A 16,701-nucleotide genomic window follows, 5' to 3' on the forward strand; every position below is an offset into this window, starting at 1 on the left:
CATTTATTAATTATATGTTATCATATACGATAACTTTAGTCAATGTCTTATCTCTTATATTCCACTGGTTTAGTTAATTTAATTACTGCTGCTAATGATATAAATATGACAGTTATGCAAACTGCAAGTATTGCTTTCCCTATGCCAGTAAATAGTAGCGTTTCGTACCATTCCTTATTTAGAAAATACATTAGTGGAATATTTCCTATTAAAAGTATAGTCATAGTTATAAACTCTTTCATAGGTTCATAAAGAAGATAATCAAGTTCAGCTCCTACTATTCTCATATCTGAAAGCTTTGACACTATTGGTGTTAAGGTGGTTTTTAAGTTTTTATCCTCTTGGCAGGCTATTACTGCATCCACCCATTCTCTGAATACATCATTATCTATTTTGCTCCTAAGGTTTTCTAATGCTATTTTCATATTAGAATTTATAAGCTTGGTTTGAGTTAAAAAACCTTTAAATACATCTGATACTGGTGGATTTAAATAGGTTATATTTTCATCTACTGCGGTTATTATACTTTCACTTCGCATATAGGATGTGGTAATTACTGAAAGAGCTGTTTCAAGTTCAGCATTTAACTGCTTTTTAAAAAAGTTTGCTGTAAATTTTATATACCAAAAAGGTACAAGCGAAAAGCCTATAGAGAGCACTGGAACTAAAAAGAAGTTATTCATAGATACAGCTACAATAACTCCTATTACAAATAAGAAAAATGAAGCTACACATAGAGTATAAAACTTTTCTGTTTTTCCTGTAATCTTTAGTATTTCTTTAGTTTCTTCAAGAAGAAGCTTTATTCCTCTTGGCTTTTTCTTATTTGTAGCTTCTTTAACTTTTGTTTTAATAGTTTTTTTCTTACCTTTAAATTTATTTGCTATAGCTTCAAAGAATTCAAAAGGTGACAAGGAAAGTAATATAAAACTCCCTGCAATTATTCCTAAGAAAGCTATTAATTTTAATAAGGTCATTTTTCTTCACCTTCTTCTACTACATTTTTAGAAAGCAAGCTTTCTAGTACACTTAATGGCATTCCATTTTCAAGAAGCCTTTTTTGAAGACTCTTTGATATATCCTTTACTTTTTCATAGTTACCTATTATTTTAACTTTCCCATTTTTTACTGTATTCTCTTTAATATGATAACGAAAAAGAGTGTGAATTTGCCTTTTACCATTAGGCAGTATTTCACACTCTGTAATTTCCATTACCTTTCTTGAATTATCTTCAAGCTTTTTAGTAAACAAAACTATTGGAAAAGCTTCTGTAACTAAAGAATATAAGGTGTCATCATTTATATCATATTTCATTTTACAAAGGGTCATCATACGAAAATAAGTAGCTTCACAGGAATTTGCATGGGTTGTAGTTATTACTGCATGTCCTGTTCTTGCTGCCTCTTGAGCTGCAAAGGATTCTTCTCCCTTCATTTCCGCGACACATATATAGTCAGGGTTAAAGGTTAAAGCACTTTCAAGGAGTTTTTCTTGATCTATATTCTGCTTTTTATCTTCACTATATCTTGTTACTGTATGTACTATATTGTTTATTACCTTTCCTTCTTCATCTGTTTTCACAAGGTCAAACTCTCTTGTTCCATTTTCTATGGTAAATATTCTTTTATCATCTGGAATTGTAGATAAAAGCCAGCTCATTAAGGTAGTTTTACCTGAAGACGTTGCTCCTGTTACACACATACTTATGCCATATCTTAAGCATATACTTAAAAAATCCAACATTTCTTCTGTAGCTGTGCCATTTTTAATAAAGTTCTCTTTTGCTAATTTTTGAGGATTTACAATCCGAATAGAAGCTGAAATTCCTTTATCATCATCTATAACACCAGTACCAAATACAGTTATTCTTATTTTGTTTGATAAGTGTCCTCTTACTATGGGTTGAGAGTTATCTAAAATCATTCCCGACTTATGAAGCAGTCTTCTTATTACATCTATAGCATGTTCAGGTGAATTGAATTTCTCTTTTGTAGGCAGAATTTCTCCGTTAGTATAAGTTATTTTAATATCTCTCCACTGATTTATATTGATTTCTTCTACATCTTTTCTAAATAAATACCTTGTTAAGAATGAAAACTCTGCCATTTCTGAATAAAGTTTTTCTACAAGTTCATCAAAACTTAATCCCTCTACCCCTAAGGAATAGTCCATAATATATTTTGAAATATAGGATTTTATTTGATCCTTCTGCTCATTTGGGTTATCTGAAATAAGATTTGAATATTTATTTGAAATATGTTCCTGTACATCCTGTAGTATGTCTGGGAATTCTTTTAAGTTTTTCCCTGTATTGAAAAACAAAGCTGCATTATTCACTACTTAGTTCCTCCCTTCCCAAAGACAAAAGCTTTTTTTAATAAGGAAATCTCTTTTATTTTTGATTTAATTTCTACAGCATTCTTTTTTGAAATTGAGTTTTTAGTATTCTCTTTTTCATCTATAATATAATTGCTTAAAGCTCTTACAGTATTTTCATATTCTAAGCTATTCTTATCCTTTAGCTGGTTAAAAAGTGATGCTGATAAAAATTGATTTTCTATTTCTTCTGTATAGGGCAGCTCATATCTTACTCCTCTATACATTTCTATTATCTGATCCTTTGGTTCCTTCTCCTTTACCTTTGATAAAACCTTAATATGCTTATCTACATTAAATCTTCTATCTACAAGCAGTGGTAAATAAGAAGCAAAGTAGGATATTGCCTTTAAATTACTGCTGCAAAGCCTTACTACATTATCTGCCATTTCAAGTGCTACTGCTGATAAGGTATCATAGGCAAAAACACTTGAACAATCTATAATAACATAATCTGCAAGATGCCTTAGAAGTATTAAAAAATCTACTGCTCTTTCCTTTGAATAAGAAGCATAAGTAAATATATTCTCTCCTTGAGAATATCCCAGAAAACTTATATAAGGATTTTTTTCTAAGGTAATGCATTTTGATAAAATATCTTCCTGAGTTATTTCTGGAGCTGATAATATGCTACCTAAAGATTTATTTTCTTCTTTTGCATAGGGTAATATTGTCATAATGCTTGGTGAAAGCACATCACAAAACACCACTATAACATTTTTCTTTTTTGTAGAAAGTTCTTTAGCGAGTTTAATGCTTACAGTAGTTTTTCCTGCATCAGGATTTCCCCAAAGAGCAATTATTTTATTATTGTTCATTTGTACTTGCCCCCTGACTTACTGAGTTATCTGTATTACTCATATTTCCTGTACTACTATCTTTATTATCATTTATAAGCTTCTTTTGCTCATCTAAGAATTTTTGAGAATTTTCCTCTGAACCTCTATATATTAAGGACACATGGATTTTACTTTTTTGCTCAAGATCTGCAAGCAACTTTGCTTGAGTTCTATTTACTAAAAGAGTTATAGTAGATGGTAATTCCTGTTCCTTATCTTTTTCATTTGTTTGTTTTTGATTATAAACCCTATCTGCTCCTTCGCTGGTAGTTACTGCAAGGACTTTTACATATTGAAGCTCTTTCGGTATCACAGTTTCTCTAAACTCACCATAATCTGATGCAATTATTGAAATGATATCTCCTGTTTGAAGTTTTCCTGAAAGCCCTGCTGCAAAACTTTTTATAGTGATGGATATTGCCTGGCTATTTCCATCGAGGCTATAAAGATATTTATTTTCTGCTAAAGGACTATTTGAAATCTTGCTACTTAAAATATAATCTCCTTTACTTAAATCTGCTGCAGCATATTTACCTACTGCATTTTCTTTATTCTTTATAACTTCCTTTGGCAAATTGTATCCACCAACTTCTATAATTTCAACCTTATCTGCACTTATAATTTCTCCCTTAGGGACATCTTTACTTATTCTCACAATTTTAACCTTTGACTGTAGTGCATTATTGTATAATGGTGTTACTCCAAAGCATATAATAAGAGATAAAACTATAGCTGAAAGACCTACAATTGTTCTATTTTTAAATAAATTTTTCATTGAAAAACTCCTCCTCTAAAATAATAAATATGTTAAAAAGCACCCTATGGATAGATACGGTGCTAATGGAAAGGATATATTCTTATCCTTCTTTTTAATTTTGTAATAAATAAAATTTGCAACTACTGCTAAAGTAAGTCCTATGATACTTGCAATAAAACCTCCTTTCACTCCAAGAAAAAATCCATTAGCTCCCATAAACTTAACATCACCTCCACCTATTCCTCCACCTTTTATTAAAGCTGTAATGAAAAATGGTATTGGGACAAGTAATAAGCCTATTATTGAATTTAAACTGTTTAAATTGATTAATGCTACAATAACTATTACGATATGAACCTTATCTGGAATAGTTTTAGTCTTTATATCATAAAAACTTGCATAGGCTAAAATTAAAGCATATAAGATACCTTTAAGAATAAATATTTCCATCACTAACTTTTCACCTTTCTTTCAGACAAAATAAAAACACCCATCATTTAACGATATAAATGTTAGGTGCCTATATTCCATTCATCCAAATATTTGTATCTATAAACTTTTTGAGATTTATGAAATCTAACCATGAATTTTATCTGATCCACTACTGAAATATTAGTCTTATCTTTTGTAAGCATCATAACTGAGCCTGCAATTGAAGATAGGATAAACACCACACAAAATGCTGTGTTCCTTATTGTTAGATACACTACTGTATCAATTAATGCTGCAACAAGGGTAGCTCCTATAGATTTTAAAAGTTCTTCCTTGCCAAAACCTTCAAAAATTTCTGTTCTTGTTTTAAGTCCAAGTGGTATATATAGGGTTTCTTTTTCAAATTGTTCCATTATTCTCCCCCATTCATATTTAAGTTTTATTATCTTTTCTTTTTTGCTTCTATATAATCAATTATAAGTTTGTCCATTTGTCTGCTTATATCTAAAATTTCTTCCGTAAGACTTTCGTCATCTATAGAGGCACATATTTCATTTAAAACAATTCTTAGATTTTCTATTTCATTATTTATATGTTCTATGCTTTTTTTCATAATCCTCACCCACATTTTCCATAATAATATCACATTGAGATATTATACCACATGTTTTATCATTTGTAGACTATAGTCCGTGGACTTCTTGTCGCTTTTTTTTTGACAATTATATAGAAGGGGATGATTTTAATGCTTTTAGAAGAAGCTTTAGCCATTGTTTTAAAGGAATATAGAACTGAAAAAAATCTTTCTCAAGAAGAATTAGCAGATAAATGTGATTTAGACAGAACCTATATTAGCCTTTTAGAAAGAGGAAAAAGAAAGCCTACTCTTAGTGTTATTTTTAATATTTGTAACAGTTTAAAGGTTAAACCTAGTGTGTTTATTGCTAAAATTGAAATACTCCTTAAAGATAAAATTTAGCTATAATAGTTCATTATTAATTCTTTAATTTGCCATATACACTCAGCTATTATATAAAAAATCGCTGTGTTTTTTGCTCTCTTCTTATACATAGAGCTTTCTTCCTCAGATGCTCCCATACGAATAATACAATAAATTACCCTAAGTACTGCCCCTGCTCTTATTAATACCATAAAAGCATCTGCCATTTCTTTTACTAAATCCATTACTTAAAAGCTCCTTTCGCTATCTGTACAAGTCTTACAGATTGATATATATTTCCCATTAATCCAGAGCCTTGACCACCAGATACGATAATAAATTCTTGAAGGAATCTTGGTGTTTTTATGGCAAGCATTAGGGCTGCTATTCCCCAAAACACATGAGTATTAAGCATTAGTGCTACTCCTACCTTTGCAAGCACTATCTGAACCATTACAGCTAAAGTTGATTGAAAAAACTTTTGTATATAGGTTCTAAATACTCCTTTATCTGCATCTAAAATACCTACACAAGCTAAGGGAAGTCCTATCCTTAGTATTAATATTTCCATACCTCTCATTAAAAACTGTAAGTATAAAAGAAAGAAACATATGAAAAATATCAAGGATATTATAGCTGTAAATAGTCCTGCACTTGATATTCCTGTTATTACTGCTGAAAAATCTGTTGTCATTCCCCTACTTATTAAATTTATTACCTTATCTGTTAAATCTTCAACTATTGTTGCAAGCCAAAGATATAGTGTAGGAAAACTTATTGCTATTGCCAACGCTTTAAAAAATCCAGTAAGAAATACTAAGGGATCTGCGTCTGCATCACCTTCTGTCCAAAGCACATACTGCTCAAAGCCTTTCTTTAGAAATTTAAGCACTATAAGAGATATACCAAAAGCCAAAAATATATTAAACACTTCCGTAAATCCATTTGTACCAATTAGAGTATCCATATATTTTTCTGCATGAAGAGCTATCGAGACAAGATCATTTAAAAGAGAATTTACATATGCAAGGCAGCCACTTAATATCCCTGCAATTAGCATTACAAGTAATGCCTCCAACATCATCACCTCCAAGTTTAAAGGGCTTGAAGTTTAAACTTGCAAGCCCTTTAAACGATTTTATTAGCCTTTAAAATTAAACATATCCTTTATTCTTTGAGTTAATGTTGGTAAAACTGTATCTTTAAATAATAGATATAATCCACCAAGTACAAGTGCTCCTATTACTACTGACATTAGAATCTTTACTGCGGTATCAACAAAGCCCTCACCGCTTTTACTTGTGAGAGCTTCTTTTACTGAATTCACCTTATTCATTGTTTTTAATTGCATCATTAATGCTAAATTTCTCATTAATAAATCCCTCCACTTTTTATATTTTCTTTTACTTTTTTATAACTTTTTAACCTTTGAAATTGAACATATCCTTTATTCTTTGAGTTAATGTAGGGAGAACTGTGTCCTTAAATAATAGATATAGTCCTCCAAGAACTAATGCTCCTATTACTACTGACATAAGTATTTTTACTGCCGTATCAACAAAGCCCTCACCGCTTTTACTCTTTAAAGCTTCTTTTACTGAATTCATCTTACTCATTGCTTTTAATTGCATCATTAATACTAAATTTTTCATTAATAAATCCCTCCAATTTTTTTAAAATTATTTGTAATATCCAATTATTAAATTTAATGTGGCTGAAGCTATAACTGCACCTATGCAAGAAACTATAGCAACTACAATTCTGTTGTTCCACTTCTTCTGATCCATATCATCGGCAGCACTACGTCTTATAAAAAAGTATATTATAAGCACTCCTGCTACTACTGGAGCAAATATCATAAGCCAAGTTGTTATGTCATTTATAAGTTTTTCTGTACCTTTTACAAGTTTGCTATTTTGTACATTATCATCAGCATAGACTGTATAGCTACTCATAAATAAGGCGTATAAAGTTAAAATTACTGCCCAAGCCTTTTCTTTTACTTTCTTTAATAAATTCTTAATCTTCATCGCTGTATAGTTCTCCTTTCTTTTCGCTTTCTTCATAAAAATATCCTGATTGGATTTTAGAAACCTGCATACGCATATCTCTTACTGATTGCTTTATTAATCCCATTTCCTCCTTTGCAGCATAGTAAAGCCATATTCCCCATAAGTCCATATCAGACATGGTTATGTTTCTTGATTTTCTTCTGTTTTGCCTTAGCTCCCTTACTTTTCTGTTATGTTCTTTATCTCCAAGTCCAAACATTTTATTAAACTCCCAAGCTGATAAATCTGGTGAATACATAATTGCAGGGTTATTTCTTGAAGTAATTAAGCTGTAAGGTCTTGATATTAGCCTTATTTCATCTGCTGCAAGTAGTGCTCTATGGGTTAGATTAATACTTTGAGAGCTGGATGGAGTAGAAAATTTTGCTTGAGATGCACTTAAAGAATAAGTAGATACTGTATAGTTCCCAAGCTTTTTTGATATTTCCTCAAGAGTGTCAATATCGTCTGCCTGAAGATAAATCCAGTTTTCACAATTGCCTTTTATGGTCTTTGCCACCTCCTTTCCATACTTGTCATCAAGCTGTGCAAAACTCTGTAGAAATAAATTAAACCTGATTCCTCTGCCACCACCAACGGTTAGCTTATTAGAGAAATCAGGTATTGTAGCAAAATTTCCAAATTCATCAAGTAGAAAATTTACTCTGTTTTTTAGTCTTCCACCTCTTTCATCTGCACTTTTTACAAGTTCAATATAATGCTGTGATACAAATAAACTTGCCAATGTGTAATAAGTAGTCTTTTCATCTGGAAGTATTATAAATATAGCTCTCTTTTTACTGCCTGTTTCCTTAGGATTATAGTCACTTACATTAGTCATGGAATTGATTAAAGGATTAGTAAATAATCTTAGAGTTGTAAGAGCTGCAGTATAAAAACTTCCTCTAGTTTTGCTTGGTGCTACTTCTGAAATAGCAAGTAAAGCTTTAGCAGGATGGGAGGGATTTAGCTTTTTAACATATTCTATTATTGGCATAGTGTTACCAGTAGCCTTGCACATCTCACTAATAAAGTAGTAAACATTAGTCATATTCTGATATTTTCTGTTATTGTCATCTTTGTTGTCATAAACCACACTCATAATAGCACTTGCAATTATAGAAGCTTCACCATCTGTCCATATCCTCTCACCCTTTGGTTCTCCTACAAGCTGTGAGGTTAAATCCCAAGTTGCATCAATAGCTTTAGCAACATCATTGTTATCTACTGCATCGATTATAGGCTGCAGGAAATTATACCTACTGCTCTTTTCAGGATTTTTAAAATCTATTGCTATAACTTCATAGCCTAACCTTTCTAAAAAAGGATAGGTATATGCATACAATTCTCCCTTAGGATCACTTAATATCATACTTTCCCCTGCAAGTGCTATTGTACCTATGCTTTCAAGTACCACCGTTCTTGTTTTGCCTGAACGAGTAGCTCCAATACAAAGACTATGAACATCTTCTCCTATAAAATAAATCTTTTCACTTCCCTTATGTTTTTTACAACCTAAAACTATCCCACCCTGCGGTAAAAGAGTTTTGGTAAATTCACCTGAACATTTTGAGGTTTCATCTTTGGATTTTCCTTGAATATTTCCTTTTTCTCCTTCCATGGTAAACTGTTCTTTCCTCTCTGAGCATTTTTCTTGCTTCTTTTCCCCTTCATCTTCTCTTTCATTTCTTTCATTCCATCCTTTCTTCATTTCTTTTAAATCATCATATCCTTGTTCTATTAATACCTTTATCCCGTTGTCATTTGTATTTAGAATAAAGCTATTAAAAGCTGAATCCTTCTCTTTTTCTGTAAGCCACTCAGCAGAACCAAACTGCTTTTGCCCTGCTGGTACTGGTGTTGAAATTTTAGGTGTTATTACCCTTAAATCACTCTGATAAGGCTTATTGTTTGCTAGATAGTAGAATACCGAAAATAAAGCTATAAACCCATCAAGACATAAAAAAAGCAGTAAGTGTTTTTTACTTACCGCCATGCTATGGATACAGATTATTAAGTTTGGGATTTTTAGTATTGTCATTTGCTTTGAAAGCAGCTGATGAATAATGCTAGAAAAATAAAGGTTAAATAAAATGCCACTCACTAGTATGAGTAGGCTTATTAAAAGTTTTTTCTTTTTCGATTTCATGGAGCAGATCTCCTTTCTTAATTGAATTTTGGGGATAAAAATAAGACCTACCAGTTGGTAAGTCTTTTAATTATAAGAAATCAACTATTAACCGAGTTTATTTTTTTCTATAAAACAATCTAATAATTTTGTCATAAAAATATCATCAAATATTGTCATCTTTGCACCACTTAATCTTGAAACATATTTTAATTCTTGTACAAGTTGTTCATGAAATCTCATCGGACAAACCGCTGATATTATTCCAACTCTTTTATCATGAGTCATTGATAAAAACTGCTGTATTAATTCTCTAGCTGAAGAATCACTAAGATTTAATACTTCACTATCCTTATTTCTACTTTTTGCAATACCAACTAATTCTAATGTCTGTTGTTTGTATGTTACTTCAAAATTAATATCACCAAATTCTTGTCCATGATGCGGGCTTGGCCTAAATCCATCATAGACAGTAAAAATCTTCATTATACAAGAATTTCTATCTGATAATAAACATTTATTACAATCTTTATTACTTGTCTTTTTGCATTTCTCTTTTATACTAATATATTTATCCAGAAGTTCTTCATATCTAGCTTCCGATATTTCTCTATTTGCTATTGGTTTTAGCTCTATTATATCTTCAGGTGGAATATATTCTCCTTTAGTATGTGAAAGAAAATTTATAGTATTTTCTTGTATATAAAAACTTTCATTCATAGAATCCATTTTTATACTAAACTGATTTCCAATTGTTTCATATATCTTTCTTAATAATTCTCCATTTGGAATTAGTATAATAAATTCATTAATGGAATTATATGTACTTTCATGTCCTTCATCACATTGAAAAGTATAATTATCCTTTTGTACACTGCCACAGCTATTACACATCAAGGCTCCGTTTTTAGCAAGAACAATTTGACTATTTCCACAATTTGAACAATAACCACTACAAACATCATCACAAATTTCACAATTATAACTTACTCTTTTATAAAATGAATCAAATAAAGTATTAAAGATATCTTCAACCGTATAATTTAACTGGAATGAATCAATTCCATTTAGCTTATGAATAAATACAGAAAACATAATATTTTCAATCATCATTTTTTGCTTTGAATTATAATTCCCCCATATACTGTCGCTAGTCATATTCTTAGCTTTAAAAATTTCAAAATCTTTAGTATTTTCTAATTTACGTAAATATGAGATAATATCTTTTATTCGTTTAACACTCCAACTTCTAAAAAGCGATGCATTAAGGTTTTTTGTAATATATATTTTCCCTTTATTACAATTTATACCTAATGTGCTTGTAGTATTTTCATCTATTTCTTCATTTAAATGCGAAGACGTAATATCATAACCTTCAAACCTTTCCCTTACACTTGATTTTTCAGATAGATATGGATCTGCCACAGTAACCTTTTCTGCTTCATCTATTCCAGCAGTTGGTTTATAAAAAGTTCCTTTACGCATTTTATTCTCACCAAATATCTCATTAATAAGTTTTTTAGTAAGCTTTACACTGCATATATGAGCATTATAAATATTAGAAAAAATTCTTTTAATAATATTTATTATTGCATTAGGAGCACTTTTAATAGCAATAAATTTATCCATAATACTAATCCAAACAAAACACTCTTCAAGTTCATAAATAAAGTTAGGTTCTTCTGTCTCTGAAATATAACTATATTTACTTAAATACACAAAGCAAAACTCATATACATTTTCATCAATTTTTACTTTATCTTTATATTTTAAATTTTTATAGTTGCCTTCATCTGCATACTTAACTTCTGACAATAATTCTTTTAGCTTATCTTCTACATCGCTAATTTTTATATTCTTACATGTTCCTGTTATCGAAAATAAAGTAAATCCTGGTTTCAAACCATATCTATACTGTTCATATGCCTCATTAATCATTGATGTAGTTATACTAGGTGTGATTTCAATTATTTTTATTAATTGATATCTCGGCATTCTAAATAAAGCTTGCTTAACATCTTTAATTTCTCCACTACCTGTTACATTCTCTATTTTATTTTTCAGTGTATCATATTCTATAGAATCAAAAAGCATTCTACAAATACCTTCTATTCTTATTAAATCAAGCTTTGTTCTAGACTGCTTAGTTATCATATTTGCCTCCACAACTCACCATATTTATTCTATTTTCTTAAATTATAGAAATCAAAACGAATTAGTCGTTTTGATAGAATATTATGATAATATTGTATCATACATTTTACAAATTATCTTATATTTTACCAATATGTTTGTTTTTAATTTTATATCTCCCAATCTAATCCTCTTCCTTTGCTTTCCTCAATTGCTCTTTCCTTCTTTGCTTGTCCCTCAAGTGCGGTTAAAGGTAAATGAGAGTTAAAATTATTACTATTATCCTTAGAAATTATTTCAATTGCTGTCAATAGTAATTCCATCCTTGCTTCAAGCTGCTTTTTATCAGCCTTCTGTTTATTTAATTCAAAAGCTTTAAGAAGTGCTTCTTTTGTAAATTGTTCTGGAGGATATAGTTTTCTATTCCTGCACTTTTTTCCATCAAGAGTTATAAAAGTTATATATTTTCTTTCATCTATCCAATCAACTTTATAACCAAGCATATTCATATTTTCTATAAACTCATCCTTACTTCTGCTACACCATTTACAATGCTTGACAGCAAGATACAGCTCATATTTCCAACTCTGCTTTTTATACGTTACTCTATATTCTCCCCTGTTTTTGTGCTTTCCTTTTTCTCCATCTATAACAATAAGACCATATTCTTTGCATAACTCATCTGAATATTCCTTAAGACTTTTTAATTGTTCCTTAGATAGCTGCCACTTACATCCTTTTGAAAAACTAACTGAATTTACAATAAAATGAGTATGAAGATGTTTTTTATCTGTATGAGTTGCATATATTACCTGAAAATCATTAAAAACTTCATGTTCCAAAAGCTTTTTACCTATTTCATTTATAATTTCCGGTGTAGCTATATCATTAGGAGAAAATGATTGAACAAAATGTATAAACTGCCTCCCTTTTTCTTTATTAAAATTCTGTTTAGTGATAACAAACTCTTCATAAGCTGTATCTGGTAAGCAATCTTTTCCTCCAGTTAAATATTCTGATGTCTTTAGGGGATTCTTTATATAATTTATAGCTCTTTTCATACCTTTATAGGTATTATTTGAACCATTAATAAATTCTATTACAGCCATATCTTCACCTTACTTTTTCACTCAATTGCGGTTACAATAGAAAACACCTGCTATTTTAAAATAACAAGTGTTTTTATAATTTTAATATTCTTATAAAATGCGCAATTAAATTTTGATGAATTGAAATTTGTAATCAAAATACTATGACCATCCTATTTCTTTCATTTGCATTCAGATAATAACTTAAATAGGTAATCCTTGCGCACTTTTGATATGTTAATATTTTCAAGGTCATTCTTCAAACTTTTTACAACTTCTTTTTTTGTGATGGAATCATTATCAGAAAGAAATAGATTATAATCTTTAAGGTGCTTATTTTTTCTCTCGTAATCAATATCCTTTTTTGATAGTATAGAAGGAACTAAATTTTGACATATTACCACGTATTCTCTTGCAGCACGTGCTAAACTTAAAGCTCCCCATCTACTTGGAACTAAGGTATTTATTAATGGAAATTCTTTTCGTGCGTAATTGACGTTATTTATAGTAATTGGGGTACAATAATTTTTATTTTCACTTACATTATAAATGGCTAAATCTATCCAATCCGACAATCTAAAAATCGGTTTAATAAATAGAACATTTTCATTATTTATTAATAATGCAGAAGTTTCATCTGAAATTTCTAAATCTATATATCCAATTTTATTATATGTCATAGGATATTTTTCTATAAATCTACAAGCCACATCTATATCATCTGTGAATGAAAAAATAATTCTATTCCTACTTGCTTTATTCAACTTATGTGTAGGGATTATCTGACTGTATATTTCATTCAAAACACAAATATTACTAATAACATTTTGACCCTTGGAAAAGACTCTTTTATGGCTATTTAGTATTTTTTCATTCATGGGCATGGCTCTATATAACCGCATTCAACAATCCTCCAATTATAAAAAATTCCAATGATAAATTTTGATTGGTATATTTCATTGTCTACAAATATTCTACATAATTTATAAAAAACTAGATAAATTTCTATTTTTTTTAAATATCTTATTAGTTATACAAAATTATATTCCACTTCTGTTAAATTCTCAATAATTCCAAGAATTTTATCTTATTTCTTAATTCCTACAAGTTTCTCCAATATCTCCTTCAACATCCTATTCACTGAATTTATATCAGGACAATTTATCTTTCCTTGGTAGCAAAGCATAGTTAATTGGTTAAGATTTGTACCTACTTTAGAAAGTTGGTGAGTAAAATCTTTTATTCCATCAATAACCACTATTTCTTTATTAAGTGCTGAAGCTATAACATAATTGCTAAAGGTCATATTGGCTTTCTTTGCTTTCTTTTTTATTTGCTCTACTTCTTCTTCTGTCATTCTTATATTAGTTTGAACATTTCTTTTTCTCATTCCTTCACTTCTTTCTTGAAAGAATCATTTTTAAAAAGGGGTTTGGGGATTCCCCAACTTTATACAAGCTATTGGCTATACCAATAGGAAGCTTGCCTTCACCTCAAGCCCATGGCTTTCGCTCAGTCCTCTTGGATATTGAAAAAAGAACTAAACTTCGAATTCCTCATCATTTTCCTGTTCCATGTTACAAATTTTTTCACTTTCAATACCCATTCCAAACCTTATATCTATTGAATTCATTGCCAAATTATAATTTTTATCATCCAAGCTATAAAAAATATCAATAGGTGTCGTATATTTATCTTCATAGTTGTTGAGCAAATTAAAAGCTAATCTTACAAGAGCTTTTGCACTGCTAGAAAGATCAACAGTACCATCATCAAGACAGTTAGCTTTAATACCATTACTTTCAAAGTCATATAGAAAGCTTCTCTTTCTATATAAATCCTCATTACCTGCAATAATATAAAATAAAGAGTACCTTTCAGTATCTCTAGGATGTGTATTGTCCTTCTGTATTAGTTCATTAAAATTGACTGCATGTTCCTTATTTAAAAATTGCATTTCAAATCATCCTTTGCCTTTCTAAATACTCATATCATCAAACTCATTTAAGTAATTATTACTTCCATACATAGATTCATTTTCACTTATTTTTGTTACTTTCGACTCCTCATCTAAAGCTATTAAATCTTCATTAAAATCCTTTCCTTTAGGTTTATGCCTTACAATTTCATATCTATCTTTATATTTATTAAAAATTTGATTACATGCAAAATGCCCTGCCTCATCATTATCAAGACAGAGCATTATTTTATTTATACTAGGATTTTCTTTTAAGTAATATTCAAGAGCTTTATCAGCAACTCCTCCGAGAGAAATACAGTGATTATCAAAGCTTCGTATATTATGTTTTTTTATCAATGTAAGATAGCTCATTAAATCTATAGGAGCTTCAAATATACATACTGCACTATTCTTTCCTTCCTTACAAAATGGATAGGTTTTATCTGAGTTTTTTACATCACATCTAAAAGAATTCCCTGTAGTATTAGTACTTCTTATACTTGCATATTTAGGATTGTTCTCCTTATCAAAACCTACAAATACGCAGCTACCATGTGTATTTTCATATAGCTTATGTTCTTTAACAAAATCTCTTACAATTTCACTATCAATGCCCCTTGAATTTATAAGATATGCAAAGATATGTTTAAAAGTAGTATTTTTTTCTGGAAGAATAAATTCTCCTTTTGTTTCTTCTTCAATAACTTCTGGAGGTTTATATCGTACAATTTCACCTGTTTTTCCTATTAGAGTTTTTACCGAATCTACCCAGGACTTATTCTCCATTTCCATTACAAACTGAATAGCTCCACCACCTTTATTCTGAGAAAACCAATTCCATTTATGGCCATCACTATGAATATATAAACCTCCATAGCCATCTATTTTAAAGGAACGAGAAGTAACTTGCTTTACTGGATATCCTGCACTTAAGGCATAGCTTATTATATTTACACTATCAGCTTTAGATATTTCTTCATCAGTAAATCTTAGTTTTTCCATTGCCATGGACTATTCCCTCCTATAAATAAAATCAAAGCTCCAATTCCTCGTCTAACTGAGAATTGAAGCTTTGATTTTCTTCTAATATATTTTTATTTTCTATTTTTATTGGTTCATAGCTAGCTAATTCATCTATAGCTTGTGGCATATAACCTTTTTCAGCCATTGAACAATAATTTACTCCTGCAATTATTATATGATCATGTATTTTAATATCTAAGGGATGAAATATATTTACAAGCTTTTGTGTTAATGCTTTATCCTCATTGGATGGGGAATTAGAACCTCCTGGATGATTATGTGCTAATATCATGGCTTTACAGTCACAAGCTAGTGCTTCTTTTAAAATGTCTCTTGGATAAATTACTGCTTGAGCTATATTTCCTTCTGACATTATTTTTGTCTGAATTATGTTGTTTCCATTATCTAAAAATGCCACCATAAATTTTTCTTTATCCTTTATACCGCTTAATAATGGAATAAAGTAATCAGCTGCTTCTTTAGGAGATGAAAACTTAATTTTGTTTTCACTTTCATGTACTTTAAGTAGGTTGTAAGAAGCTATAAATTCATTAAGCAGTCCTATTTTTTGAAGTTGCTTTTCATTTGGTTCTATAACTTTTGGATGCTCTAATATATTAAAAGGATTATTTTCTTTTGCATATTCTTGAATTTTCTTTATAGGAATACCTGTCAAATTGGTTAACCCTTTTAAAAAGTTATTAGTATAGGGCATATTCTTATCCATTTACACCGCACCTCCCATATTTTCTATAATCATCCCTAAGCTTTCTAATTTTTCATAAATCTCATAAGGAAGATCCATTTTATCATAGTCTTTTAGAAAATTATCTACTCCATAGTTTTCAATATACCCTGTTATTTTTTCTTCAATGTCTATATCAAGTTCTAAAAGTTGTGCTATTAAAGAACTTATATATTTATAATTATCTCTGTTTATTCCTTTATTTTTGTTCACTTACTTCACCCCACC

General features: G+C 29.9%; 22 protein-coding genes. 1 reads left to right on the plus strand and 21 read right to left on the minus strand.

Annotation, left to right across the window (positions count from 1 at the left end; genetic code table 11):
• Positions 1–47: 47 nt before the first annotated feature.
• From C1I91_RS26590 to C1I91_RS26620, 7 genes are all read right to left on the minus strand, one after another.
• A complete protein-coding gene (locus C1I91_RS26590; RefSeq protein WP_128215630.1) occupies positions 48–977 on the minus strand; it encodes a hypothetical protein in 930 nt (309 codons plus the stop codon).
• On the minus strand, positions 974–2,338 hold the full coding sequence (locus tag C1I91_RS26595) for a CpaF/VirB11 family protein (RefSeq protein WP_128215631.1): 1,365 nt from the start codon (positions 2,336–2,338) through the stop codon (positions 974–976). The genes C1I91_RS26590 and C1I91_RS26595 overlap by 4 nt, the downstream gene beginning before the upstream one ends.
• Entirely contained in the window at positions 2,338–3,195 is an 858-nt protein-coding gene (locus tag C1I91_RS26600; RefSeq protein ID WP_128215632.1) for an AAA family ATPase, read from the minus strand. The genes C1I91_RS26595 and C1I91_RS26600 overlap by 1 nt, the downstream gene beginning before the upstream one ends.
• On the minus strand, positions 3,185–3,991 hold the full coding sequence (gene cpaB, locus C1I91_RS26605) for a Flp pilus assembly protein CpaB (RefSeq protein WP_128215633.1): 807 nt from the start codon (positions 3,989–3,991) through the stop codon (positions 3,185–3,187). The genes C1I91_RS26600 and cpaB overlap by 11 nt, the downstream gene beginning before the upstream one ends.
• Positions 3,992–4,006: 15 nt before the next feature.
• On the minus strand, positions 4,007–4,423 hold the full coding sequence (locus C1I91_RS26610; protein WP_128215634.1) for a prepilin peptidase: 417 nt from the start codon (positions 4,421–4,423) through the stop codon (positions 4,007–4,009).
• A gap of 62 nt (positions 4,424–4,485) precedes the next feature.
• Positions 4,486–4,818 carry a hypothetical protein gene (locus tag C1I91_RS26615; RefSeq protein WP_128215635.1) on the minus strand — a complete coding sequence of 111 codons (333 nt, stop codon included), beginning with the start codon at positions 4,816–4,818 and terminating at the stop codon, positions 4,486–4,488.
• A gap of 29 nt (positions 4,819–4,847) precedes the next feature.
• Complete coding sequence (locus C1I91_RS26620) at positions 4,848–5,018, minus strand: Spo0E family sporulation regulatory protein-aspartic acid phosphatase (RefSeq protein WP_164880676.1); 171 nt, start codon at positions 5,016–5,018, stop codon at positions 4,848–4,850.
• 132 nt (positions 5,019–5,150) lie between these two features.
• Between C1I91_RS26620 and C1I91_RS26625 the strand changes: the two genes are divergently transcribed.
• Positions 5,151–5,384 carry a helix-turn-helix domain-containing protein gene (locus tag C1I91_RS26625; RefSeq protein ID WP_027626211.1) on the plus strand — a complete coding sequence of 78 codons (234 nt, stop codon included), beginning with the start codon at positions 5,151–5,153 and terminating at the stop codon, positions 5,382–5,384.
• Here the strand turns inward: C1I91_RS26625 and C1I91_RS26630 are convergent.
• The 14 genes from C1I91_RS26630 to C1I91_RS26695 all read right to left on the minus strand — a co-directional run bounded on the left by C1I91_RS26630 (position 5,381) and on the right by C1I91_RS26695 (position 16,686).
• Positions 5,381–5,590, minus strand: a complete 210-nt coding sequence (locus C1I91_RS26630; protein WP_027626210.1) for a hypothetical protein — start codon at positions 5,588–5,590, stop codon at positions 5,381–5,383. The two genes, C1I91_RS26625 and C1I91_RS26630, sit on opposite strands and share 4 nt — an antisense overlap.
• The gene (locus C1I91_RS26635; protein ID WP_128216115.1) at positions 5,590–6,423 is read right to left on the minus strand and encodes a conjugal transfer protein TrbL family protein; all 834 of its coding nucleotides are present in this window, start codon (positions 6,421–6,423) and stop codon (positions 5,590–5,592) included. The genes C1I91_RS26630 and C1I91_RS26635 overlap by 1 nt, the downstream gene beginning before the upstream one ends.
• A 63-nt stretch (positions 6,424–6,486) precedes the next feature.
• Positions 6,487–6,717, minus strand: a complete 231-nt coding sequence (locus tag C1I91_RS26640; RefSeq protein WP_027626208.1) for a DUF6133 family protein — start codon at positions 6,715–6,717, stop codon at positions 6,487–6,489.
• A 49-nt stretch (positions 6,718–6,766) separates the two neighbouring features.
• Complete coding sequence (locus tag C1I91_RS26645) at positions 6,767–6,997, minus strand: DUF6133 family protein (protein ID WP_128215637.1); 231 nt, start codon at positions 6,995–6,997, stop codon at positions 6,767–6,769.
• Positions 6,998–7,024: 27 nt separating this feature from the next.
• Positions 7,025–7,375: an Mbov_0395 family pilin-like conjugal transfer protein gene (locus tag C1I91_RS26650; protein ID WP_128216116.1), complete on the minus strand. Its 351-nt coding sequence runs from the start codon at positions 7,373–7,375 to the stop codon at positions 7,025–7,027.
• The gene (locus tag C1I91_RS26655) at positions 7,365–9,545 is read right to left on the minus strand and encodes a VirD4-like conjugal transfer protein, CD1115 family (protein WP_128215638.1); all 2,181 of its coding nucleotides are present in this window, start codon (positions 9,543–9,545) and stop codon (positions 7,365–7,367) included. Before C1I91_RS26655 ends, C1I91_RS26650 begins: the two co-directional genes overlap by 11 nt.
• Positions 9,546–9,632: 87 nt before the next feature.
• Positions 9,633–11,678 (minus strand): hypothetical protein, encoded by a 2,046-nt coding sequence (locus C1I91_RS26660; RefSeq protein ID WP_128215639.1) that lies wholly within the window; start codon positions 11,676–11,678, stop codon positions 9,633–9,635.
• Between the two features lie 149 nt (positions 11,679–11,827).
• Complete coding sequence (locus C1I91_RS26665) at positions 11,828–12,766, minus strand: relaxase/mobilization nuclease domain-containing protein (RefSeq protein WP_128215640.1); 939 nt, start codon at positions 12,764–12,766, stop codon at positions 11,828–11,830.
• 161 nt (positions 12,767–12,927) lie between these two features.
• Positions 12,928–13,647, minus strand: a complete 720-nt coding sequence (locus C1I91_RS26670; RefSeq protein WP_128215641.1) for a hypothetical protein — start codon at positions 13,645–13,647, stop codon at positions 12,928–12,930.
• Between the two features lie 185 nt (positions 13,648–13,832).
• Positions 13,833–14,135, minus strand: a complete 303-nt coding sequence (locus C1I91_RS26675) for a plasmid mobilization protein (RefSeq protein ID WP_128215642.1) — start codon at positions 14,133–14,135, stop codon at positions 13,833–13,835.
• A gap of 150 nt (positions 14,136–14,285) precedes the next feature.
• Positions 14,286–14,702: a DUF6075 family protein gene (locus C1I91_RS26680; protein ID WP_128215643.1), complete on the minus strand. Its 417-nt coding sequence runs from the start codon at positions 14,700–14,702 to the stop codon at positions 14,286–14,288.
• A gap of 21 nt (positions 14,703–14,723) precedes the next feature.
• Complete coding sequence (locus C1I91_RS26685; RefSeq protein WP_128215644.1) at positions 14,724–15,713, minus strand: DUF3991 and toprim domain-containing protein; 990 nt, start codon at positions 15,711–15,713, stop codon at positions 14,724–14,726.
• 25 nt (positions 15,714–15,738) lie between these two features.
• A complete protein-coding gene (locus tag C1I91_RS26690) occupies positions 15,739–16,455 on the minus strand; it encodes a JAB domain-containing protein (RefSeq protein ID WP_128215645.1) in 717 nt (238 codons plus the stop codon).
• Positions 16,456–16,686, minus strand: a complete 231-nt coding sequence (locus C1I91_RS26695) for a hypothetical protein (RefSeq protein WP_128215646.1) — start codon at positions 16,684–16,686, stop codon at positions 16,456–16,458.
• Between the last annotated feature and the right edge of the window lie 15 nt (positions 16,687–16,701).

The organism is Clostridium manihotivorum, assembly GCF_004015185.1.
GTDB classification, from domain to species: Bacteria; Bacillota; Clostridia; order Clostridiales; family Clostridiaceae; genus Clostridium_AR; species Clostridium_AR manihotivorum.